The organism is Allobosea sp. WAO (genome assembly GCF_001509835.1).
In the GTDB taxonomy this organism is placed as follows: domain Bacteria; phylum Pseudomonadota; class Alphaproteobacteria; order Rhizobiales; family Beijerinckiaceae; genus Allobosea.
Genome location: NZ_JXTJ01000004.1, coordinates 180,488 through 202,045 on the forward strand (window position 1 = coordinate 180,488; position 21,558 = coordinate 202,045).

General features: G+C 68.3%; 20 protein-coding genes. 4 read left to right on the top strand and 16 right to left on the bottom strand.

Features of this window, described 5'->3' with window-relative positions; all coding sequences use genetic code 11:
* The first annotated feature begins 9 nt into the window (after positions 1-9).
* Entirely contained in the window at positions 10-1,113 is a 1,104-nt protein-coding gene (locus DK26_RS05405) for a CaiB/BaiF CoA-transferase family protein (RefSeq protein WP_066469155.1), read from the top strand.
* Positions 1,114-1,122: 9 nt separating this feature from the next.
* Here the strand turns inward: DK26_RS05405 and DK26_RS05410 are convergent, their stop codons facing one another.
* Positions 1,123-2,301, bottom strand: coding sequence for a UbiH/UbiF family hydroxylase (locus tag DK26_RS05410; protein ID WP_066469156.1), 1,179 nt, complete (start codon positions 2,299-2,301; stop codon positions 1,123-1,125).
* A 53-nt stretch (positions 2,302-2,354) separates the two neighbouring features.
* Complete coding sequence (locus DK26_RS05415; RefSeq protein WP_066469158.1) at positions 2,355-4,019, bottom strand: SulP family inorganic anion transporter; 1,665 nt, start codon at positions 4,017-4,019, stop codon at positions 2,355-2,357.
* A 148-nt stretch (positions 4,020-4,167) separates the two neighbouring features.
* Between DK26_RS05415 and DK26_RS05420 the strand changes: the two genes are divergently transcribed.
* From DK26_RS05420 to DK26_RS05430, 3 genes are all read left to right on the top strand, one after another.
* Positions 4,168-5,139, top strand: a complete 972-nt coding sequence (locus DK26_RS05420) for a quinone oxidoreductase (RefSeq protein WP_066469160.1) — start codon at positions 4,168-4,170, stop codon at positions 5,137-5,139.
* A 96-nt stretch (positions 5,140-5,235) separates the two neighbouring features.
* Entirely contained in the window at positions 5,236-6,351 is a 1,116-nt protein-coding gene (locus DK26_RS05425; RefSeq protein WP_066469162.1) for a hypothetical protein, read from the top strand.
* A gap of 146 nt (positions 6,352-6,497) precedes the next feature.
* The gene (locus DK26_RS05430; RefSeq protein ID WP_066469164.1) at positions 6,498-6,710 is read left to right on the top strand and encodes a hypothetical protein; all 213 of its coding nucleotides are present in this window, start codon (positions 6,498-6,500) and stop codon (positions 6,708-6,710) included.
* A gap of 26 nt (positions 6,711-6,736) precedes the next feature.
* Here DK26_RS05430 and rimO read toward each other — a convergent pair whose 3' ends face one another.
* From rimO to DK26_RS05500, 14 genes are all read right to left on the bottom strand, one after another.
* Positions 6,737-8,056 (bottom strand): 30S ribosomal protein S12 methylthiotransferase RimO, encoded by a 1,320-nt coding sequence (gene rimO, locus DK26_RS05435; RefSeq protein ID WP_066469168.1) that lies wholly within the window; start codon positions 8,054-8,056, stop codon positions 6,737-6,739.
* A 188-nt stretch (positions 8,057-8,244) separates the two neighbouring features.
* The gene (locus DK26_RS05440) at positions 8,245-9,108 is read right to left on the bottom strand and encodes a rhodanese-like domain-containing protein (RefSeq protein ID WP_066469169.1); all 864 of its coding nucleotides are present in this window, start codon (positions 9,106-9,108) and stop codon (positions 8,245-8,247) included.
* Positions 9,105-9,542 carry an OsmC family protein gene (locus tag DK26_RS05445; protein WP_066469170.1) on the bottom strand — a complete coding sequence of 146 codons (438 nt, stop codon included), beginning with the start codon at positions 9,540-9,542 and terminating at the stop codon, positions 9,105-9,107. The genes DK26_RS05440 and DK26_RS05445 overlap by 4 nt, the downstream gene beginning before the upstream one ends.
* Before the next feature lie 63 nt (positions 9,543-9,605).
* Positions 9,606-10,652, bottom strand: a complete 1,047-nt coding sequence (locus DK26_RS05450) for a sulfate/molybdate ABC transporter ATP-binding protein (RefSeq protein WP_248309874.1) — start codon at positions 10,650-10,652, stop codon at positions 9,606-9,608.
* An 11-nt stretch (positions 10,653-10,663) separates the two neighbouring features.
* Positions 10,664-11,557, bottom strand: a complete 894-nt coding sequence (gene cysW / locus DK26_RS05455) for a sulfate ABC transporter permease subunit CysW (RefSeq protein WP_066469173.1) — start codon at positions 11,555-11,557, stop codon at positions 10,664-10,666.
* A complete protein-coding gene (cysT, locus tag DK26_RS05460; RefSeq protein ID WP_066469177.1) occupies positions 11,550-12,395 on the bottom strand; it encodes a sulfate ABC transporter permease subunit CysT in 846 nt (281 codons plus the stop codon). The genes cysW and cysT overlap by 8 nt, the downstream gene beginning before the upstream one ends.
* A 3-nt stretch (positions 12,396-12,398) precedes the next feature.
* Positions 12,399-13,439 carry a sulfate ABC transporter substrate-binding protein gene (locus tag DK26_RS05465; RefSeq protein WP_066469178.1) on the bottom strand — a complete coding sequence of 347 codons (1,041 nt, stop codon included), beginning with the start codon at positions 13,437-13,439 and terminating at the stop codon, positions 12,399-12,401.
* Positions 13,440-13,600: 161 nt separating this feature from the next.
* The gene (cysG, locus tag DK26_RS05470; RefSeq protein WP_066469180.1) at positions 13,601-15,055 is read right to left on the bottom strand and encodes a siroheme synthase CysG; all 1,455 of its coding nucleotides are present in this window, start codon (positions 15,053-15,055) and stop codon (positions 13,601-13,603) included.
* The gene (locus DK26_RS05475) at positions 15,052-15,291 is read right to left on the bottom strand and encodes a hypothetical protein (RefSeq protein WP_066469181.1); all 240 of its coding nucleotides are present in this window, start codon (positions 15,289-15,291) and stop codon (positions 15,052-15,054) included. Before DK26_RS05475 ends, cysG begins: the two co-directional genes overlap by 4 nt.
* Positions 15,292-15,296: 5 nt before the next feature.
* Positions 15,297-15,809 carry a DUF934 domain-containing protein gene (locus DK26_RS05480; RefSeq protein WP_198162285.1) on the bottom strand — a complete coding sequence of 171 codons (513 nt, stop codon included), beginning with the start codon at positions 15,807-15,809 and terminating at the stop codon, positions 15,297-15,299.
* Complete coding sequence (locus DK26_RS05485) at positions 15,799-17,466, bottom strand: nitrite/sulfite reductase (RefSeq protein WP_066469185.1); 1,668 nt, start codon at positions 17,464-17,466, stop codon at positions 15,799-15,801. Before DK26_RS05485 ends, DK26_RS05480 begins: the two co-directional genes overlap by 11 nt.
* 3 nt (positions 17,467-17,469) lie before the next feature.
* On the bottom strand, positions 17,470-17,826 hold the full coding sequence (locus DK26_RS05490; RefSeq protein WP_066469187.1) for a DUF2849 domain-containing protein: 357 nt from the start codon (positions 17,824-17,826) through the stop codon (positions 17,470-17,472).
* Positions 17,827-18,052: 226 nt separating this feature from the next.
* Complete coding sequence (locus tag DK26_RS05495; protein WP_066469190.1) at positions 18,053-18,748, bottom strand: winged helix-turn-helix domain-containing protein; 696 nt, start codon at positions 18,746-18,748, stop codon at positions 18,053-18,055.
* Positions 18,745-21,492: a sensor histidine kinase KdpD gene (locus DK26_RS05500; RefSeq protein ID WP_248309875.1), complete on the bottom strand. Its 2,748-nt coding sequence runs from the start codon at positions 21,490-21,492 to the stop codon at positions 18,745-18,747. Before DK26_RS05500 ends, DK26_RS05495 begins: the two co-directional genes overlap by 4 nt.
* Between the last annotated feature and the right edge of the window lie 66 nt (positions 21,493-21,558).

Consider the following 21,558-nt stretch of genomic DNA (forward strand, 5'->3'; position numbering starts at 1 on the left):
AGCCCGACGATGCAGCCGCTTTCCGACCTCCTCGTTCTCGACTTCTCGACGCTGCTGCCGGGGCCGCTCGCCAGCCTGTTCCTGGCCGAGGCGGGCGCGCGGATCGTCAGGATCGAGCGGCCGGAGGGCGAGGACATGCGTCGCTTCCCGCCACGCCTCGGCGAGACTTCGGCGCCGTTCGCGGCGCTCAATCGTGGCAAGACCAGCCTCGCCATCGACCTGAAGGCTCCCGACGCGGTGGGACGCCTGCGCCCGCTGATCGAGACGGCCGACATCCTGATCGAGCAGTTCCGCCCCGGCGTGATGGCGCGGCTCGGCTTCGGCTTTGAGGCCATGCGCGCCATCAACCCGGGGCTGATCTATTGCTCGATCAGCGGCTATGGCCAGGAAGGACCGCGCGCCTTCGAGGCCGGGCACGACATCAATTATCAGGCGATCGGCGGGTTGCTCGGCCAGTCGCTGAAGCGTGGCGAGCCGGCGCCGCTGCCGCCGACGCTGGTCGCCGACATCGCCGGCGGGGCGATGCCGGCCGTGCTCAACATCCTGCTGGCGCTGCGCGAGCGCGACCGCTCGGGACAGGGCTGTCATCTCGACATCGCCATGACCGATGCGATGCCGACCTTCGCCTGGTACGGGCTGGCACAGGGGCAGGCGAGCGGGCGCTATCCGCAGGGGGGCGAGGGGCTTTTGACCGGCGGCAGCCCGCGCTACGGGCTCTATGCCACCGCCGATGGCTGGTTCCTCGCCGTCGGGGCACTGGAGGAGAAGTTCTGGGCGACATTCTGCGCGGCGATCGGCCTGGACGAGACCCTGCGCGATGACCGCAGGCAGGCGGAAGCAACGCGCGCCGCCGTCGCGACGCTGATCGGCGCGCAGCCTGCCGAACACTGGCGCGCGCTGCTCGAGCCGCTCGACTGCTGCTGCACCGTGGTACGGACGCTGGAGGAGGCCCTGGCCGATCCGCATCTCACCGCCCGTGGCCTGCTCGACCGGCAGGCGGAGGAGCCGGGCGGGCGCCGGATCGTCTCGACGCCGTTGCCGCTGGCGCCGGTCTTCCGCGATGCGGCACCCGCACTGCGCAAGGTGCCGGCGGTCGGCGACGAAGTGCCCTGAATCTTGCTTTCAGCCCGCCGCAGTGCCGCCGGCAAGGCCCTGGCGCATGACGAGCCGGCGCAACGGGCCGAAGCGCGACAGCGCGAGCAGGCCGGCACCGCGCAACAGGTCGGCCGGCAGCAGGTCGGTCAGCAGCGTCCGGTTGAGGGCATCGACCGCGCCAGTGCGCAGCCGCACATCCGCCTGGCGCGAGAGATCGTAGCGCGCCAGCGGGCCCTCGGCGCCGGGATCCTCCGCCTCGATCAATGCGTCGCGTAACGCTGCGACATCGCGCAGGCCGAGATTGAGGCCCTGCGCGCCGATCGGCGGGAAGACATGGGCGGCCTCGCCGATCAGCGCGGTGCGGTCGGCCGAGAAGCGCTCGACGGACAAGCCCCCCATCGGCACGCGCCCGCGCCGGCCTTCGACAGTCATCGCGCCGACGATGGAATGAGTCTGGCGCTCGACGGCGCGGGCGAAGCCGGCATCGTCGAGCGCGGCGATCTCGTCGGCCTCGCGCGGGGCAAGCAGCCAGACCAGCGAGGAGCGCCGGCCGGGCAGCGGCACCAAAGTGCACGGCCCGGCACGGGTATGGAACTCGGTCGAGGCGTCGCCATGCTCGCGGCGATGGCCGAGGATCGCGGTCAGCGCGACCTGCGGGTAGGTCCAGTCGCGCGTCTCGATCCCGGCCGCGGCGCGAACCCGCGAATTGCGGCCGTCCGCGCCGACGACGAGGGCCGCATGCATCGGCTCGAAGCCGGCGCCGGAAAGCCGCACCGCTTCCGGTCCGATCTCGATCTCCTCGACCGGCCGCGGCACCATGCGGATCGCCGGCTCCTGCGCGGCACGCGCGGCGAGCGTTTCGACCAGCGCGGCGTTCTCGATATTCCAGCCAAAGGCCGAAAGCCCGAGCTCCGCGGCCTTGAACTCGACCGGCGGCTGGCGGAACAGGCTGCCGGTATCGTCGACCAGGCGCATGATCTCGAGCGGGGCGGCGATGCGCTCCAGCGCCTTGCCGAGACCGAGCTCACCGAGCAGGCGCCAGGAGCCGTCGAGCAGGGCGACGGTGCGGCCGTCGCGCGGGGCGGTCGCAGCGCCGAACAGCACGCTCTTGCGACCGGAGGCGGCGAGGGCGAGCGCGGCGGCGAGCCCGACGGCGCCGGCGCCGACGATGGCGATCTCGCAATCCTGCTTTGGTTGATCCGTCATATCCCTTGGCTAGCCCATGTCGGCGGCGCTGGCGAGCGCCCGCTTGCCGCAGCTCAGACCTCGCGAAACCTCACCAGTTTCTCGTCGATACCTTCATGGCCGAGAACGCGGCGCACCGGTGCCGTGGCGCCGAGGATCTCGACCCTGGCGTCATGGCGGATCGCCTTGTCGACCATCGCCCGCAAGGCCACGGCAGCGCTCGAATCCGCGAAGGGAACGTCCGAGAGGTCGAGCACGATGCGGGCGGGGAAGGGGCCGGTCCGGTCGAGCACGGTCGCCACGCTCATGCTGGCTCCGAAGAAGAGCGGGCCGGAAATGCGATAGCGGAACGTGTCCCCATTGCCGTTGCGGGCTTTTTCCACTTCCGTGGGCTCGGCCGCGTCGTCGTCGTCGACAAGAGCCGGGTCCATGCCGGCCTCGACGGTGACGACATTGGCCATGCGGTGCATGAAGATCAGCGAGCCGAGCACGACGCCGACGCCGATGCCGACCATCAGATCCTCGAAGATCACCAGCAGGAAGGTTGCGAGCAGCACCACCGAATCGGCGCGGGAATGCCTGAGGATGGCGATGAAGGCCGCCTTCTCAGCCATGTTCCAGGCGACGACGGCGAGCACACCGGCCAGAGCGGCCAACGGGATGTAGGAGGCGAGCGGCGCCGCGACCAGCATGAAGAGCAGCACGAAAAGCGCGTGAAGCATGCCCGCCACCGGAGTCTGGCCACCGGCTCGGACATTGGTCGCGGTGCGCGCGATCGTCCCGGTCACGCAGATGCCGCCGAACAGCGAGGCGCCGATATTGGCGGCGCCCTGCGCCACCAGCTCGGTGTTGGAGCGGTGCCGCCGCCCGGTCATGCCGTCGGCGACCACCGCCGAGAGCAGCGACTCGATACCGCCGAGGATCGCGATCGAGACCGCAGCCGGCAGAACCGCGACCAGCTTGTCGAGGCTGAATGCCGGCAGATGCGGGGCCGGCAACGAATTCGGGATGCCGCCGAAGCGGCTGCCGATGGTCTCGACCGGCAGGTTCAGGAGGAAGACCAGCGCGGCGGAGAGAGCGACCGCGATCAAGAGCCCCGGCCAGCCCGGCCGCCATCGGCGCAGGCCGAGGATGATGGCGATGGTGAGCGCCGAGAGAGCCATGGCCGCCGGGTTGACCGTGGGCAGCGCCTGCCAGAGCGCTTGCAGCTTCGGCAGAAGTGCTGCCGGCTCCTTGCCCGGCAGGGTCAGGCCGAAGAGGTCGCGGATCTGGCTGGCGAAGATGATGATGGCGATGCCGGCGGTGAAGCCGACCAGGACCGGATGCGGAATGTACTTGATGTAGGTGCCGAGCCTGAGCAGCCCGATGGCGATGAGGATGGCGCCGGCAACGAGCGTGGCCAGCACCAGCCCGTCGAAGCCGTGCTGATCGATGGTCGCGGCGATCAGGACGATGAAGGCGCCGGCCGGGCCGCCGATCTGATGGCGGCTGCCGCCGAGCGCCGAGACCAGGAAGCCGCCGATGATGGCGGTGAAGAGGCCGGCTGCCGGGGTCGCGCCGCTGGCGATGGCGATCGCCATGGAAAGGGGCAGGGCGACGATTGCAACCGTCAGCCCGGCGAGCGCGTCGGCCCGCAATCGGGCTGGGCCGTAGCCCTCCCGCAGCACGGTGAAGAGCTTGGGAGCGAAGGTTCCATGCGAAGCCGTGTCGCTGCCAAGGCGTGCCCCTGGCTCGTTCATGTCTTGTTCCTGCGTTGCGATTCCGCCAGCCCGACCGCGCTCCGGCACGCGACTCGCGCCGGACGCTGATCCCCATGCGCAGTCCAGCCGTTGCGCCGGCCGGATGCAAGTCCCTATGGTCACGCACCTGCCTCGAGGAGAGATTGCCATGGTGAAGGCCATTCGCGTGCACAAGACCGGCGGACCGGAGGTGCTCCAGCTCGAAGATGTCACGCTGCCGGCGCCGGGCGCCGGCCAGTTGCTGATCCGCAACCGCGCCATCGGCCTCAACTTCATCGACACCTATTTCCGCACCGGCCTCTACCCGGCGCCGCTGCCGTTCACGCTCGGCAATGAATCGGCCGGTGACGTGCTCGCCGTCGGCCCCAATGTCAGCGAGTTCAAGCCGGGCGACCGTATCGCCTGCGTCGCGGGCCTTGGCGCCTATGCCGAGGAGCGGATCGTTCCCGCGGCCGCGGCCGTGGCCTTGCCCGATGCGGTGTCCTATGAGGCGGCCGCCAGCATGATGCTGAAAGGCCTGACCGCCGAGTACCTGCTGCACCGGACCTACAAGGTGAAGCCGGGCGACACGATCCTCGTCCACGCCGCAGCCGGTGGCACCGGCACCATCCTCTGCCAGTGGGGCAAGGCGCTGGGCGCCAAGGTGATTGGCACCGCCGGCTCGAAGGAAAAGGCCGACATCGCCAGGGCTCATGGAGCCGACCATGTCATCCTCTACGGCGAGGAGAACGTCTCCGTGCGCGTCAAGGAGATCACCGGCGGCCAGGGCTGCGACGTGGTCTATGACGGCGTCGGCAAGGACACCTTCATCGCCTCGCTCGATTCGCTGAAGCCGTTCGGCCTGCTGGCGAGCTTCGGCAATGCATCGGGCGCGGTCGACGGCGTCAATCTCGGCATTCTGGCGTCGAAGGGTTCGCTCTATGTGACCCGGCCGACGCTCAACACGCATACTGCCAAGCGCGAGACCATGGTCGAGATGGCGAAGAACCTGTTCGGCGCGGTGAGCTCCGGCAAGGTCACGGTGGCGATCAATGCCCGCTTCCCGCTGGCTGAGGCGGCGGCTGCCCATCGGGCGCTTGAGAGCCGCGGCACCACCGGCTCGACGGTGATCATTCCGTAGGCGCTGCCGCACCGGGAGCGCTATTCCGCCCGAATTACCGTTTAGGAAACCTCCTGCCGGAAGCGTTTTCCGGCTGGAGCGGGCTGCGATCTCGGAATGAAAAGGGTACGGCTGGCGCTGCTGCTGGCGCTCGGGCTCGGTGGCGCGGGGGTGCTCGTCGCTCCGCCGGCCTTCCGGCTGTGGGAGCTTCACGCCGCAGCCGACGATCCCGTGGCGCTGTCGCGGCTGCGCCTCGCCGAGACGCTCGATGCATCGCGCGTCACCACCGGTATCGATGAAGCGATCAATGCCGGCGATGTCGAGCTCGCCGACAGCTTCATCTCGCTCGCCGCAGAGCGCGGCATCGCGGTGGCGCCCGAGCTGCTCGGGCGGTTGCAGGCGTTGCGCGACGATGCCTGGCTGCGCGCCGCCTCTGATTTCGGCCATGGTTTCGTCGCCGGCGCACGCGATAGCGACGCCGCCTTCGCCGGAGCACTGGCGAGTGATGTCGCCGGATTCGGCGATCTGCGCGACCTCGCGCTCGAAGGGCGAAAACTGCTCGGCGGGGAGGGCGCTGACGAGACAATCCTCGCCCTGTCCGCCGTGGGGCTCGCCGTCAGCGCCGCCACCTGGGTCAGCATGGGCGGCGGCCTGCCCGCTCGTGGTGGCCTGAGCGCAGTCAAGGCCGCCGGCAAGGCGAAGTTGCTTTCGCCTGCCCTCACCGCCAGTCTCAGCCGTGCCGCCGCCGGCGCGCTCGACCGACCGGCGCTCACCGCCAGCCTCGGCGCAGCCGCGCGGCTCGATCTTGCCGCGGCGAAAGTCGCCGCCGGCGGCATCGTTCGCCCCGCGGCCCTGGCACGCTTCACGGCGCTCGGCCAGGATGCCGGCGTCCTCTATGCGCGCACTGGCCAGCGTGGTTTGCGCCAGGTGCTCTCCGTCGCCGAAGATGCGGGCGATATCGGCAAGGCGGCCCGACTCGGCGCGGCAAAGCCCTCGACCTTGCGTGCGACGCTGAAGGTGCTCGGCCGCTCGGCGCTGGCGCTCGGAGCACTCAGCCTCAGCGCCGCAGGCTGGATGCTCGCCCTGCTCGGCTATGTGCTGGTGCTCGCCGTGGCCGCACAGCGTTTCGGCTGGTGGCTGGGGCGCCTCGGCCGTCGCCGCCGTCAGGAGCGAGCGGCGCGAAAGCGGGCATCGGCCCTTCGCTGGAATCCACCCCTTCCTGCCGCAGCGTGAGCCTGCGCGGAGGTCAGATCTCGCAGGCCGACACCATGGCCGAATTGACCTGAAAAGAAAAAAGCGAAAGCAGGCGAAAGCGAAAGTCGAAAGCGGTTCTGCCGACGGCAATGACCGGGAAACAATCACCTCCCGGACCTTACGTCATGTACCGTTTCCTGCGCCTTGCAGGCTTCAGCCTCTCCTTCCTGATCGTCGCGACCGTGCTCTACGGCCAGCTGACCAGCCGGCCGACCATCCACGTCGCGCTTCAGCTCGAAGAGGGCCAGGCCCGGCTCGAGAAGCCCTCGCGGATGCGCATCGGGCGTGTCGCCGAAATCCGCCGCATGCCGCGTGTCGTCGGCGCGACCTTCGCCTGATCAGAAGGAGCGAAGGGAGGCCTCGCTCAGACCGCAACCCCGTGGAGGTCATAGGCGTCGGCGCGCTCGACCTTGACCGTGACGATGTCGCCCGGACGCAGCGGCCGCCGGCTCGCGACATAGACATTGCCGTCGATCTCCGGCGCATCCCATTTCGACCGCCCCTTGGCGACCGTCGGGCCGGCCTCGTCGATGATCACCGGAATGCGCTTGCCGACCCTTGCCTTGGCGAGGCGGGCGCTGACCAGCGCCTGCGTCTTCATGAAGCGGTGCCAGCGCGCTTCCTTCTCCTCCTCGGCGATGGCGGGCAGGCCGAGATCATTGGCCTTGGCGCCCTTCACCGGCTCGTATTTGAAGCAGCCGACGCGCTCGAGCTTCGCTTCCTTCAGCCAGTCCAGCAGGAACTCGACATCCTCCTCGGTCTCGCCGGGGAAGCCGACGATGAAGGTCGAGCGGATGGCGAGGTCAGGGCAGATCTCGCGCCATTTGCCGATGCGCTCCAGCGTCTTCTCGTGATGGGCCGGCCGGCGCATTGCCTTCAGCACGCTCGGCGAAGCGTGCTGGAAGGGGATGTCGAGATAGGGCAGCACATTCCCCTCGGCCATCAGCGGAATGACCTCGTCGACATGCGGGTACGGGTAGACATAGTGCAGGCGGACCCAGATGCCCATCTGGCCGAGCTCGCGCGCCAGCTCGAAGAAGCGGGTGCGGATCTCGCGATCCTTCCACATCGAGGGCGCGTACTTGATGTCGAGCCCATAGGCGCTGGTGTCCTGCGAGATCACGAGCAGTTCCTTGACCCCGGCCTTGACCAGCTTCTCGGCCTCGCGAAGCACATCCGAAATCGGCCGCGAAACCAGATCGCCGCGCAGGTTCGGGATGATGCAGAAGCTGCAGCGATTATTGCAACCCTCTGAAATCTTTAAATATGCGTAGTGTCTCGGCGTCAGCTTTATGCCCTGGTCGGGAACCAGATCGACAAAGGGGTCGTGCTTCGGCGGCACGGCCTGGTGCACGGCCGAGACGACGCTCTCATAGGCCTGCGGGCCGGTGATCGCGAGCACGTTCGGGAAGGCGCCGCGGATCTGCTCGGGCTCGGCGCCCATGCAGCCGGTGACGATGACCTTGCCGTTCTCGGCCATGGCCGAGCCGATCGCCTCCAGCGATTCCTGCTTGGCGCTGTCGAGGAAGCCGCAGGTATTGACGATGACGAGATCGGCGCCCGCATGGCTCTTGCTGAGCTCATAGCCCTCGGAGCGCAGCGAGGTGATGATGCGCTCGGAGTCGACCAGGGCCTTGGGGCAGCCCAGCGAGACGAAGGAGATTTTCGGCGCGACGGCATTCATCGGCGGCAGGACTCGACGTCAGGAAAAGGGGAAGGCGCGGCAGGGCCGGCGCATTGCCGCTTCCTTTGATCCTTTTTGGACGAATTTGCAAATGCCGGATGAGCGCGGGCCAACTTCGAAACGGCTTTCGGCATGATCGTCGTCGTGCCGAAAGCCGCGCGAACCGGTGTTTGCCTGGCCCGAAAGCTCTAGCCGACCGCGGTCGCGACCGGGCGCTCGGGATCCTGGGTCCAGTCGGTCATCGAGCCGTCATAGAGCGAGACCTCGTCGCGTCCGAGCACCTCGGAGAGCACGAACCAGTTCAGCGCCGCGGTATGGCCGGTGTTGCAATAGGAGATCGCCGGGCCGCTCGGTACGGCGCCATAGAGCGCCCCGAGATCGCCATGCGGCTTGAGCTTGCCGGCAGCCGGATCGAAGGCCGCCGCATAGTCGCGCGAGACCGCTCCGGGGATATGGCCGGCGCGCGTCGCCTCCGCCGCCTTCTCGCGACCGTCGAAGTAGCTGGCGGCGCGCGCGTCGACCAGCGTGGCAAGCTTGCCGCGCGCGGCGACGAAGGTCGCATCCGCCGTGCTGCGCAGTTCCTGCTTCACGACGACGGGATAGGGGGGGGCAACCGCCGGCCGCGAGGGCCCGGTCGCGATGGGGCGTGTCGGATCGGCCTGCCACCCCCGGAAACCGCCATCGAGAATCGCCTGCTGGCCATGGCCGATCAGCTTCAGCGTCCAGTAGACGCGCGCCGCCGCCGCAAAATCCGTGGCGGCGTGCCCGGCGGGGACGATCACGACCCGGCTTTCCGGGCGGATGCCGAGGCTGCCGGCGAGGGCGGCCAGATGGTCGAGCGGTGGCAGCATGCCCGGCGCATTGCCGACCTTGGCGCGCCAGCCCGCGGCGGCATAGTCGCTATGTACCGCTCCGGGAACATGGCCAGCCTCGAACGCCACCTGTCCGCCTTCGGCGGTGGCGCGGATATCGAGGATGACGAGATCCGGCCGGCCGAAGGCGGCCTGCAGGATCTCGGGCGAAACCAGTCCGGATACGGGAAAATCGCTCATTCGGCTGCCACCTGCTTCAATTCGTCGATCACCTCGAGCGAGGCGCTCATCTCTGCGGTCGCGCCCAGCATGATCGAAGCTGAGCAGTATTTTTCCTTCGACAATGTGACGGCGCGCTCGGCCTTGGCCTGGGAGAGGCCGCGCCCGGTGATGCGATAGGAGATGTGGATCTTGGTGAAGACCTTGGGATCCTCCGTCGCGCGCTCGGCCTCGACCTCGACCTCGCAGCCGGTCACGTTCTCGCGGCCCTTCTTGAGGATCTGTACCACGTCGAAGCCGGTGCAACCGGCGAGACCGATCAGCAGCATCTCCATCGGCCGGATGCCGATATTGCGGCCGCCATATTCAGGCGCGCCGTCCATGATCACGGCATGGCCGCTGCCGGCCTCGCCCATGAAGGCCATGCCTTCGACCCAGCTTGCCCGCGCTTTCATCACTGTCTCCTTCGACTTAGTCCGCTACCGGAATAGCCCGGCGAGGCTTGCGAAGCGAGAGGGTCAGGCTGCGGCGAACAGGCTGCCATGGGTGATGCGCAGCCGCACGCGCTCGCCGATCGCCGGCGCGACCTGGCTGGCGAGGTCGACATCGAGGCGCTTGGGCAGGCCTTCGACGGCGACCTCGGCGCGGCGCAGCGGCCCGTTGCGGCGCAGATGCTCGACGACGCCGGGCAGGGCCAGCGGCGCGTCGTCGACGATGCGCAGATGCTGCGGGCGGACATAAAGCGAGGCTGGCCCGCCCTGGTTCTGGGTGAGCCCGCCAAGTACCGGCCGGTCGAGGAAGAAGGCTTGGCTGCCGACGACCTTGACGGGGAGGTGGTTGGCATCGCCGAGGAACTCGCAGACGAAGGGCGTCGCCGGGTGGTCGTAGACATCGTCGGGCGAGCCGACCTGTTCGAGGCGCCCATCGCTCAGGATCGCGACACGGTCGGCGAGCTCGAGCGCCTCTTCCTGGTCGTGGGTGACGAAGACGGTGGTATGGCCGGTGCGCTGGTGCAGTTGCCTCAGCCAGGCGCGCAATTCCTTGCGGACCTTGGCGTCGAGCGCGCCGAAGGGCTCGTCGAGCAGCAGCACCCGCGGCTCGATGGCGAGCGCACGGGCCAGCGCGACACGCTGGCGCTGGCCACCAGAGAGCTGGCTCGGATAGCGCTTCTCCAGCCCGGGGAGCTGGATCAGTTCCAGCAGCTCCGCGACACGGCGGCGGATTTCCACGGGCTCAGGCCGCTCGCCACGCGGGCGCGACTTCAGCCCGAAGGCGACATTCTCGCCGACGGTCATGGTCTTGAACAACGCATAGTGCTGGAAGACGAAGCCGATGCGCCTGTCGCGCAAGGAGAGATCGCGCGTGTCGATGTCTCCGAACAGGACGCGGCCGCGCTCGGCCTGCTCCAGCCCAGCGATGACGCGCAGCAGCGTGGTCTTGCCCGAGCCGGACGGGCCGAGCAGGGCGACGAGCTCGCCCGGCTGGATATCGAGCGAGACGCCGCGCAGGGCAGGGAAGTTCTGGAAGCGCTTCTCGACGGATTCGATGGTGACGGCGACGGACATGGGCTGAGCTCTCAATGGCGTCGGCTGGCGGCGATCGCGTCGGCGAAGTGCCATTCCAGCAGGGTTTTCAGGGCGAGCGTGACGAGGGCGAGGCCCGCCAGCAGCGAAGCGACGGCGAAGGCGGCGGCGCCCATGTACTCGTTGTAGAGAATCTCGACGTGCAGCGGCATGGTGTTGGTCAGGCCGCGGATCTTGCCGGAAACCACGGCGACCGCGCCGAATTCGCCCATCGCACGGGCGTTGCAGAGCAGGACGCCGTAGAACAGGCTCCATTTCACATTTGGCAGCGTCACGGTCAGGAAGGTGCGCCAGGGCGAGGCGCCCAAGGTCAGCGCCGTTTCCTCCTCGGCCGAGCCGAGAGACTGCATGTGCGGGATGAGTTCACGGGCGACGAAGGGAAAGGTGACAAAGATCGTCGCCAGCACGATGCCCGGCAAGGCGAAGACGATCTGGATGTCGTGCGCTTTCAGCCAGAGCCCGAAATAACCCTGCGCGCCGAAAAGCAGCACGAAGACCAGCCCCGAGATCACCGGCGAGACCGAGAAGGGCAGGTCGATGAAGCTGGTCAGCAGGCTCTTGCCGCGGAACTCGAACTTGGCGATCGCCCAGGCGGCGGCAATGCCGATGACGATGTTGATGGGCACCGCGATGGCGGCGACGAGCAGCGTCAGGCGGATGGCGGCGAGCGCATCCGGCTCGAGAATGGCTTCGCGATAGGCCTGCCAGCCGCGCGCACTGGCTTCGACGAAGACCGTGATCAGCGGCAGGAAGAGGAATAGGCAGAGGAAGGCCAGGGAAATCGCGACCAGGCTCCACTGCACCAGCCGGGACTCGCCGGAGACGTGCCGGGCCGCGCGGGCGGGCTCGAGGTCTTCCGCCTGAAGGGGGAGGCTCGCATCAGACATTGCCGAATCTCCTGCGGGCGCGGGCCTGGACGAGATTGACCAGCAAGATGAGGGCAAAGGAGAGCAGCAGCATCAGCGTCGCGACGACGGCGGCGCCGGCATAGTCGAACTGCTCCAGCCGGATCACGATCAGTAGCGGCGCGATCTCCGAGACCATCGGCACGTTGCCGGCGATGAAGATGACCGAGCCGTACTCGCCGACTGCGCGCGCGAAGGCGAGCACGAAGCCGGTCATCAGCGCCGGCAGGACCGGCGGCAGCAGCACCTGGAAGACGGTGCGCCAGCGGCTGGCGCCGAGCAGCGCGGCCGCCTCCTCGATATCGGCCGGCAGCTCCTCCAGCACGGGCTGGACGGTGCGCACGACGAAGGGCAGGCCGATGAAGATCAGCGCGACCATCACGCCGAGCGGGGTATAGGCGACCTTGATGTCGTAGGGGGCGAGCAGGCCGCCGACCCAGCCATTGGGCGCGTAGATTGCCGCCAGCGCGATGCCGGCGACGGCTGTCGGCAGGGCGAAGGGCAGGTCGACCGCGGCGTCGATCAGGCGCCGGCCTGGGAACTCGTAGCGCACCAGCACCCAGGCGAGGATCAGGCCGAACACGGCGTTGACCGCGGCGGCGAACAGCGCGCCGAGGAAGGAGAGCCGCAGCGCCGCCAGCGTCCGCGGCGAGGTGGCGACGGCCCAGATATCGGCCGGGCCGGCGCTCGCCGCCTTCAGGAACAGGGCGGCGAGCGGGATCAGGACGATCAGCGACAGCGCCGTCAGCGTGATGCCGAGCGCCAGGCCGAAGCCGGGCAGAATACTGGGCTCACGCCAGCGGGAAACTGTCGTGCTCATGGCTCAGCGCGTCGGCTTGTAGAGCTGGTCGAAGGTGCCGCCATCGCCGAAATGGACGGGCTGCGCCTTGGCCCAGCCGCCGAAGGCGGCGTCGATGGTGATCAGCTCGACCTTCGGGAAGCGCGCGATATCCTTGGCGTCGGCGGCTTCCGGATTGCGCGGCCGATAATAGTGCTTGGCGATGATCGCCTGGCCCTTCGGTGTGTAGAGGAAGTCGAGATAGGCCTGCGCCTCGGCCCGCGTGACCTTGGCGTCGACATTGCCGTCGACGATCGTCACCGGTGGCTCGGCCAGGATCGAGAGCGAGGGGACGACGATGTCGAACTTCTCCTCGCCGAACTCCTTCAGCGCCAGGAAGGCCTCATTCTCCCAGGACAGGAAGACATCGCCGATGCCGCGCTGGGTGAAGGTCGTGGTCGCGCCGCGTGCGCCGGTGTCGAGCACCGGAACGTTCGCCAGGAGCTTGGCGATGTAGTCGCGGACCTTGGCCTCGTCCTTGTTGAAGGCCTTCTCGGCATAGGCCCAGGCGGCGAGGTAGTTCCAACGGGCGCCGCCCGAGGTCTTCGGATTCGGCGTGATGATCTGGACGCCTGGCTTCACCAGGTCGCCCCAATCCTTGATCGCCTTCGGATTGCCCTTGCGGACGAGGAAGACGATCGTCGAGGTGTAGGGCGAGGAGTTCTGCGGCAGGCGCTTCTGCCAGTCGAGCGGCAGCTTCTTGGAACGCTCGGCGACGGCGTCGATGTCGCCGGCCAGGGCGAGCGTCAGCACGTCGGCATTGAGGCCGTCGATGACGGTGCGCGCCTGGGCGCCGGAACCGCCATGCGACTGCCGGATCGTGCGGATCGTCTTCTGAGGATTCTTGGCGTTCCAGTCGGCGATGAAGGCCGCATTGACCTCACGATAGAGCTCGCGGGTCGGGTCGTAGGATACGTTGAGAAGCTCGGTCTGGGCGCGGGCTCCGGTGACGACCCCGAAGCAGAGCGAGAAGGCGCCGAGCGTCAATCCGGCTTGCAGAAGGCGGCGAAGTCTCTGTCGCGTCATGTCAGTGCTCCGTGTTGAACGGTCCGGGTGGGATGGATCGTTCGGAATAACAAACGAAACGTACTGAATTGGCGGCGTACACTCAACGGCGTGCGGCAGTAGAGCCCTTCCAAACATTAATCGCCAGAGAGAAAACGCCTCTCCGCTCGATCGGTTCAATCTCAGGCGCGGGCCTGGCGGTGCTCGGCAGCCGAGACGACCGCGCCCATGGCGTGGCCGATGATCACGAGGACCGGCCCCTTGCTCGGCAGCTCGCCGAGGCGCTCGGGCAGATCGGAGACCGTCCCGGAAACCCGTGCCTCATCCGGCCGGGTCGCACCGAAGACGGCGATGGCCGGTGTCGCAGGGTCGATGCCGGCGGCGAGCGCGCCATCGCGGAAGGAGGCGAGGGTGGCCCGCGCCATGTAGACGACCGTCGTCGCGACCGGGTCGGCCATCGCGGCCCAGTCGATATCCTTGGGCAACTGGCCGTCGCGGGCATGGCCGGTGACGAATTGCAGGCGCCTTGCATGGTCGCGATGGGTCAGCGACAGGCCGAGCGAGGCCGCGGCGCCCTGAGCTGCCGAAATGCCGGGTACGATCGCTACCGGAATGCCGGCCTGCGCGCAGGCTTCGATCTCCTCGCCGGCGCGGCCGAAAATTCCGGGGTCGCCGCCCTTCAGCCGGACGACATGCTTGCCCTGGCCGGCGAGCGCCACCAGCATCGCATTGATGTCGTCCTGCTTGACCGAGGGGCCATAGCCCTGCTTGCCGACCAGCATGCGCTTGGCCTCGCGCCGGGCGAGCTCCAGCACATCGGCGGAAACGAGATCGTCGTAGAGGATGATGTCGGCGCTCTGCAGAGCCCGGATCGCCTTCAGCGTCAGCAGCTCGGGATCACCGGGACCGGCCCCAACCAGGGTGACGCGGCCGCCGCCCGAGCCCGAGGCCTCGATCTGGTCGAGCGTGCTGCGCAAGCTGGCATGATCGCCGGAATCCGGCCGGCGCTGCGGCTCACCGAAGGCGAGACTGGTGAAGCTCTCCCAGAACGAGCGGCGCGCTGGAAAGGCCAGTTCGCGCGCCTGCACGGCCGGGCGCCAGTCCTTCGCGGCCTGGGCCCAGTGCTTCAGCCCGGCCGGCAGCAAAGCCTCGATCTTGGCACGAATCGCCTGGCCGAAGACGGGCGCCGCACCATCGGTCGAGATCGCCACGACCAGCGGCGAGCGATTGACCAGCGAGCCGAAGGCGAAATCGCAGAACTCCGGCTTGTCGACGAGATTGACGGGGACGCCGAGCTGGCGCGCCGCCGCGGCGAAGGCCCTTGCCTCGTCGGCCTGCTCCATATCGGCGATGGCGAGCGCCGCGCCGTCGAGATCGGCCGCCTGCCAGTTGCGCGAGAGGACTTCGACCTTCCCCGCTGGCGGATCCACCGCGAGCGTGGCGAAGAGCTCTGCCGAGTCGCCAGCGAGAATGAGCAGGTCGCAGCCGGTGGAGGCCAGCAGCTCCGCCTTCCAGAGCGCACCCTCGCTCGAACCGGCCAGCACGACCTTACGCCCATCCAGCTTGTGGAACAGCGGCAGGGTCGCGAGCCGCTCGATGCGGCGCGGGGCAGTCGGGCGCGGGGCTCTGTCGGTCATTTCTGCGTCACTGCTGCTTTCACGTCCGGCGGCCTCTGCGTCTCGCTGTTCGGCGGCATGAACAACCAAAGCCCGGCGAGCGCAAGGATGATAAGGCGGAAGCAAAGATCGAACCAGCGTTCGCGGGGACCGGGTTTGGCCTGGTCGAGGGCGCTCGTCAGCATGGCTTCCTCCCAATGATCGTCGCTATGCCGATCCGCCGGCTGCAGTTCACGCCGCTGCGCCGCGTTGCTCATGGCCGTCAGCCCGCCGCCTGCGCGAGGCGCTTCGCCCGGCGCTGGTCGAGAATGTTGCCGCCATCGCCATAGCCGCGCTGATAGCGCGCGCCGACATGGCTGAGCGCTCGCTGCCATTGCTCGGCCGGCTGGCGCCCGGCGCTGGAGGCCGGCAGCGCGATCTCGTCGAAGCCGCAGAACAGCGCATAGGCGAACTGGTCGACGATCAGCGGGCCGCTGGCGCGCAGCCTGCCGGTGAAACCGGCGCGCCGGAGCCGCCTCGCGAGGCTGAAGCCGCGCCCGTCGGAATAGGCGGGGAAGCCGATAGCGATCAGCGCAAGCTCCGGCAGAAGCGCCTCGATCTCGGCGATGGCGAGGCTGCCGGGAACGACGACGCCGATCTGCTGGCCCGGTACCCTGTTGGCGAGCGCTTCCGGCAGCGCCTCCCAGGGCACGAGGGCGAGCGGGATGTTGCCGATGGCGGCGCCATCGCTGTGTGTCCACGAGTCGGACGCGGGTCCGTTGCGGTCAAGCAGCACGGTCGAGCTCCAGGAAAGCGGCCTTGAACGGAGCGAGGCCGAGGCGCCGGACATTCTCGATGAAGCTCTCGCCGGCTTGGCGCTGCTCCAGATAGACCGCGACGATGCGTTCGATCGCATCCGGCACCTCCTCGGCGGCGAGGCCGGGGACGAGAATCTCGCCGATCGCCGCATCCTGGGTGGCGTCGCCGCCGAGCGTGATCTGGTAGGATTCGATACCGCGCTTCTCGAGGCCGAGAATGCCGATATGGCCGACATGGTGGTGGCCGCAGGCGTTGATGCAGCCGGAGATCTTGATGTTGAGCTCGCCGATCTCTTTCTGCCTCGTATCCTCGGCGAAGCGGCGGGCGATGGCCTGGGCGATCGGGATCGAACGCGCCGTGGCGAGTGCGCAATAGTCGAGGCCGGGGCAGGCGATGATATCGGTGATCAGACCGATATTGGCGCTCGAGAGCCCGGCTTCGCCGAGCCGGCGCCAGATCGCGAAGAGATCCGACAGCTTCACATGCGGCAGGACGAGGTTCTGCGCATGGGTGACGCGGATCTCCGAGAAGGAGAACTCCTCGGCGAGATCGGCGACGAGCCGCATCTGTTCGCTGGTCGCGTCTCCCGGGGCTTCGCCGACCGGCTTGAGCGAGATCGTGATGGCCGCGTAGCCCGGCTGCTTGTGCGCGGTGGTGTTGACCTCGACCCAGCGGTCGAAATCGGGATTGCCGGCCCGGGCCGTTTCCAGCGCCGTGCTCCTTTCCGGCAGCGCCCGGTAGGTGGGCGGAGCGAAATAGGCGGCGATGCGAGAGACCTCTGCGGGATCGGCATTGATCGAGGGGCCGTCGAGCTCGGCGAACTCCGCCTCGACGCGGCGGGTGAATTCCTCAAGGCCCGTCTCATGGACGAGGATCTTGACCCTGGCCTTGTACTTGTTGTCGCGCCGGCCCTCGAGATTGTAGACCCGCATGATCGCCTCGAGATAGGCGAGCAGATCGGCCTTGGGCAGGTAGTCGCGCACCACCTTGCCGATCATCGGCGTGCGCCCGAGGCCGCCGCCAACGCTGACCTCGTAGCAAGTCTCGTGCGTGTCCGGATGGCGGCGGATGCGCAGGCCGATATCATGGGCCTTGATCACCGCCCGGTCCTGCTCGGCACCGGTCACCGCGATCTTGAACTTGCGCGGCAAGTAGCTGAACTCGGGATGCTGCGACGACCATTGCCGGATCAGTTCGGCGGTCGGGCGCGGATCCTCGATCTCGTCGCGCGCGATGCCGGCGAAATGGTCGGCCGTGACATTGCGAATGCAGTTGCCGGAGGTCTGGATGCAATGCATCTCGACATCGGCGAGCAGGCCGAGGATCTCGGGCACGTCGCGCAGCTTCGGCCAGTTGAACTGCAGGTTGGTACGCGTCGTGAAATGGCCGTAGCCGCGGTCGTAGCGCTCGCCGATCAGCGCGAGCTGCCGGAGTTGGCGCGAAGACAGCGTGCCATAGGGAATGGCGATCCGCAGCATGTAGGCATGGAGCTGGAGATAGACGCCGTTCTTCAGCCGCAACGGCTTGAACTCGTCCTCGGTCAGCGAGCCGTCGAGGCGGCGGGCGACTTGGTCGCTGAACTGCTCCACCCGCTCGCGCACGAAGCGCTCGTCGAATTCGTCGTAACGATACATCTGTCAGGCCCTCTGGCCGGAAGGCGCAATGCCTTCGCCTGCCTGCTTGCCGAGATCCCGGCGATTGCTGGGTCCGAGCGTCTTCATCCGCTCGCGGTAATGGCGCGGCACCGGGCGGCCGGTGCTCGTCTCGACGTCGACGAGATAGGCGTCGACGACGCGCTGCGCCGCGAACTCGGACACGGCGAAGGCTTCCAGACGCTCGGCGCCGGTATCATCGTCGGCGACGAGCGCCAGCGCCGGGTCGCGCGTCCAGGCCAGCGTTTCACCTGCCGCGGAGGCGAAGACGACATCGCCGTCGAGCAGGTCGTTGGCGAGCAGGATTGCGGGCAGGGCGGGGCGCTTCGCTACGGCCGCCATCACGCCCCCCTGCCGTTTCGGCGGGGTGCGATATGCACGCGATCGATCGGATTCTGACGGGGCACTGGCGCTCGCTACGTTCGCTATTACGAACGCTGAAAATAAACTGGCGAACGGCCTCCATCAATTCACGTTGGATAGTGTGATTTTTCTTATTTCCGTTCCAATGTGGGAAATTCCTCTTTCGAGGCTCCTTCGCTGAACGGGCGGGTAGACCGATCTTTCGTCAGGCGAGGCCGCCTAGCCGGTAGCCGACACCGGGCTCTGTCTCGATCAGACGGGGAGTCGAGGGATCGTCCTCGAGCTTCTGGCGCAACTGACCGATGAAGACCCGCAAGTACTGCACGTCGTGCTCATGGGCAGGGCCCCAGACGGCGGTCAGGATCTGCTTGTGCGTCAGCACGCGGCCATGGCCGCCGGCGAGGCAGGCCAGCAGGTCGTACTCTTTCGGTGACAGCTTGACGGGATTGCCGGCGCGGCTGATCCGGCGGTTGACCAGATCGATCTCGACGCTGCCGGCGACCAGCACCGGTTCGGCGCCCTGGCGCTCGATGCGGTGGCGCAGCGCGACGCGCAGTCGGGCCAGCAATTCGCCGACACCGAAGGGCTTTTCGACATAGTCGTCGGCGCCGGCGTCGAGCGCGTCGATCTTCTCGGTCTCGCGGTCGCGGGCCGAGAGGATGATCACCGGGCCGTCATAGAAGGCGCGCGCCTTGGCCAGCGCCTCCTTGCCGTCCATGTCGGGCAGGCCGAGATCGAGAACGACGGCGTCGGGCGGCTTGCGGGCGATTTCGCGCAGGCCCGCCGTGGCATCGTCGGCGCGGATCGGCTCGTAGCCGGCGGCATCGAGCGCGGGCCCGAGGAAGCGATGGATCTGCGGCTCGTCGTCGATGACGAGTATGCGGGGGCGGAAGGCGGTCATGCTTTGGGTTCTCCGCCCGCAATGTCCTTGCGCAGGCTGATCAGGATACGGGTGCCACCCTTCGAGCCGTCGGGCCGCTCGCGGATCGGGCTGGCGGCGGCGATGCGCCCGCCCATGGCCTCGACGAAACCCTTCGCGATGGCAAGGCCGAGGCCGGCGCCCTTGCCGCGCTCGCCGCCGCGATCGATCGCTTCTTCGAGCCGGCGGAACTTCTCGAAGACCCGTTCCAGCTCGGCGGTCGGAATGCCGCGCCCCTCGTCCTCGATCGAGATCACGACATTGCCGCGGTCCTCATAGGCCGCCGTCTCGATCAGCGCACCATCCTCGCTATAGGCGATGGCGTTCTCGAGGATGTTGACCAGCACCTGTTCGAGCAGGACGGGGTCGGCCCTGACCATCGAGAGCTCGGCAGGGAAATCGCGCAGCGCCCGCCGCTCGCCGAGGCGACGCGCGACGCGCGCGAGCGCCGCGGCGATGACGTCGCGGACATCGATCCAATCCCGGCGCGCCACCAGCGCACCGCCTTCCAGCTTCGTCATGTCGAGGAGGTCGCCGACATAACGGTTGAGCCGCTCTGCTTCCTCTCGGATCGAGAGCAGGAGGTCGTCGCGGACGGCGGACTTCATGCCCTTGCCATAGTCGATCAAGGTGGTCGCCGAGCCGAGCACGGTCGCCAGCGGCGTACGCAGGTCGTGGCTGACCGAATTGAGTAGTGCCGCGCGCAAACGGTCGCTGCGGCGCAGGGCTTCGGCATCGACGGCCGCGGCGGCGAGCTCGGCGCGCTCGATCGCGATCGCGCCCTGGTCGAGCAGGGCGAGCGCGAAACGCTCGTTTTCGGCAGTCGCAAGCGCGCTCGGCTCGAAGCCCACGACGCCTGAGCGCAAGCGCACCCCCTGCAGCGCGCGGAAGGTCCAGCCGGCATTCGGCAAGGTGCCGGTGCCGGCGCCAGCAGGCTCGCCACGGTTCCAGGTCCAGCGCGCGGCGGTCATATCGGCGGTCGAGAGCGGTTCCAGATCCGGGGCGCCCGCGGTCGCGGCGATCTCGCCGCCATCGGTCGGCAACAGGACCACGACCTTGCCCGAGGTCGCGGCCGAGACCTGCTCGGCGAGGATCGCCGCGGCGTCCTCCTTGCGGGCGGCGCCGGAGAGGCGGCGGCTGGCGGCGAGCAGGGCGGTGATGGCCGAGGCGCGCCTTGCCGTAGCCGTCGCCTGGTCGCGGACACGGCCGGTCAGGCTGCCCGTCGTCATGGCCACGGCGAAGAAGACGAGGAAGGTCAGGAGGTCGGCCGGGTGGCCGATCCAGAAGGACAAGCGCGGCTGCAGGAAGAAGAAATTGTACGCGAAGGCGGCGAGCGCCGCCGCCGTCACGGCCGGCCAAAGCCCGAAGGCGAGGCCCGAGCCGAGGGCGCTGACCATGAACAGCATGGCGAGATTGGCGTTCTCGACATGCCGGTCGAGCAGGGCAGCGAGGCCGACCGCGGCGCCGACCATGGCGATGGCGCCGACATGACCGCGCCATTGGAACTTTGATTTCGGGCCCGGGAAGGCGGGAGCTGCGGCCGGCGCAGCGACCGTCTCGGTGATGATGTGGAGTGCTGCGCCGTTCTGCGCCTTCAGCAGTTCCGGGGCGAGCGAGCGGCGCAGCCAGGCTCGCCAGCCGCGGCGATGTGATTTGCCGACCACGATCTGGGTAACGTTGTTGCGCCTGGCATAGTCGAGCACGGCGCCAACGAGATCATCGCCATTGAGGACGACGGTCGTTCCGCCGAGCTGCTCGGCGAGCTTCAGGGCCTCGACGAGCGGCGCGCCCCGGCCGGGATCGCCATCTGCGCGGTTCGGGCGCTCGACATGGGCGACCGTCCAGGGCGCGTCCATCATCATGTCGGAGAGCCGCCTTCCGGCGCGAACCAGCGGGCCGGCCATGGCGTCGGGGCCGATCAGAACGAGGATGCGCTCGCCGGCCGCCCAGGGCCCCTCGACGCCGGCGCGCTTCATCGCCAGGCTGAGCTGGTCGTCGACGGTCTGCGCCGCCCGGCGCAAGGCGAGCTCGCGCAGCGCGGTCAGGTTCTCGGGCTTGAAGAAATTGCTGGCGGCGAGCCGCGCTGTCTCGGGCAGGTAGACCTTGCCCTCGTCCATGCGCTGGCGCAGCTCGGTCGGCGTGATGTCGATCAGCTCGATCTCGTCAGCGCGGCTGAGCGCGCTGTCCGGCACCGTCTCGCGTTGACGCACGCCGGTGATCTTCCAGATGACCTCGACCAGGCTTTCGAGGTGCTGGACGTTGAGCGTGGTCCAGACGTCGATGCCGGCCTGAAGCAGCTCCTCGACATCCTGCCAGCGCTTGGGATGCCGGCTGCCGGGCGCATTGGAATGGGCGTATTCGTCGACCAGCAGCAGCCGCGGTTTGCAGGCGAGCGCCGCGTCGAGATCGAACTCCATGAGGATACGGCCGCGATGCTCGATCGGCCGCCGCGCCATGACCTCCAGCCCGTCGAGCAGCGCTTCGGTCTCGCGCCGGCCATGGGTCTCGACGACGCCGACCAGCACCTCGCCATGCTCCGCCTGAGCGCGGCGCCCCTGCGTCAGCATCTCGTACGTCTTGCCGACGCCCGGCGCCATGCCGAGAAAGATCTTCAGCCGGCCGCGCTTGCCGCGGCCGGCCGATGACAGCAGGGCGTCCGGGTCCGGGCGACCCGCCTCGCGGAACTGGGATTCGTCGCTGGCCATTACCCGGACGTTCTCAACCATCTTTCATGGTCACCCCGGGCCTGCGCTTCGCTCGGCCCGGGACGACCAAACCTATAACCTGTTTCT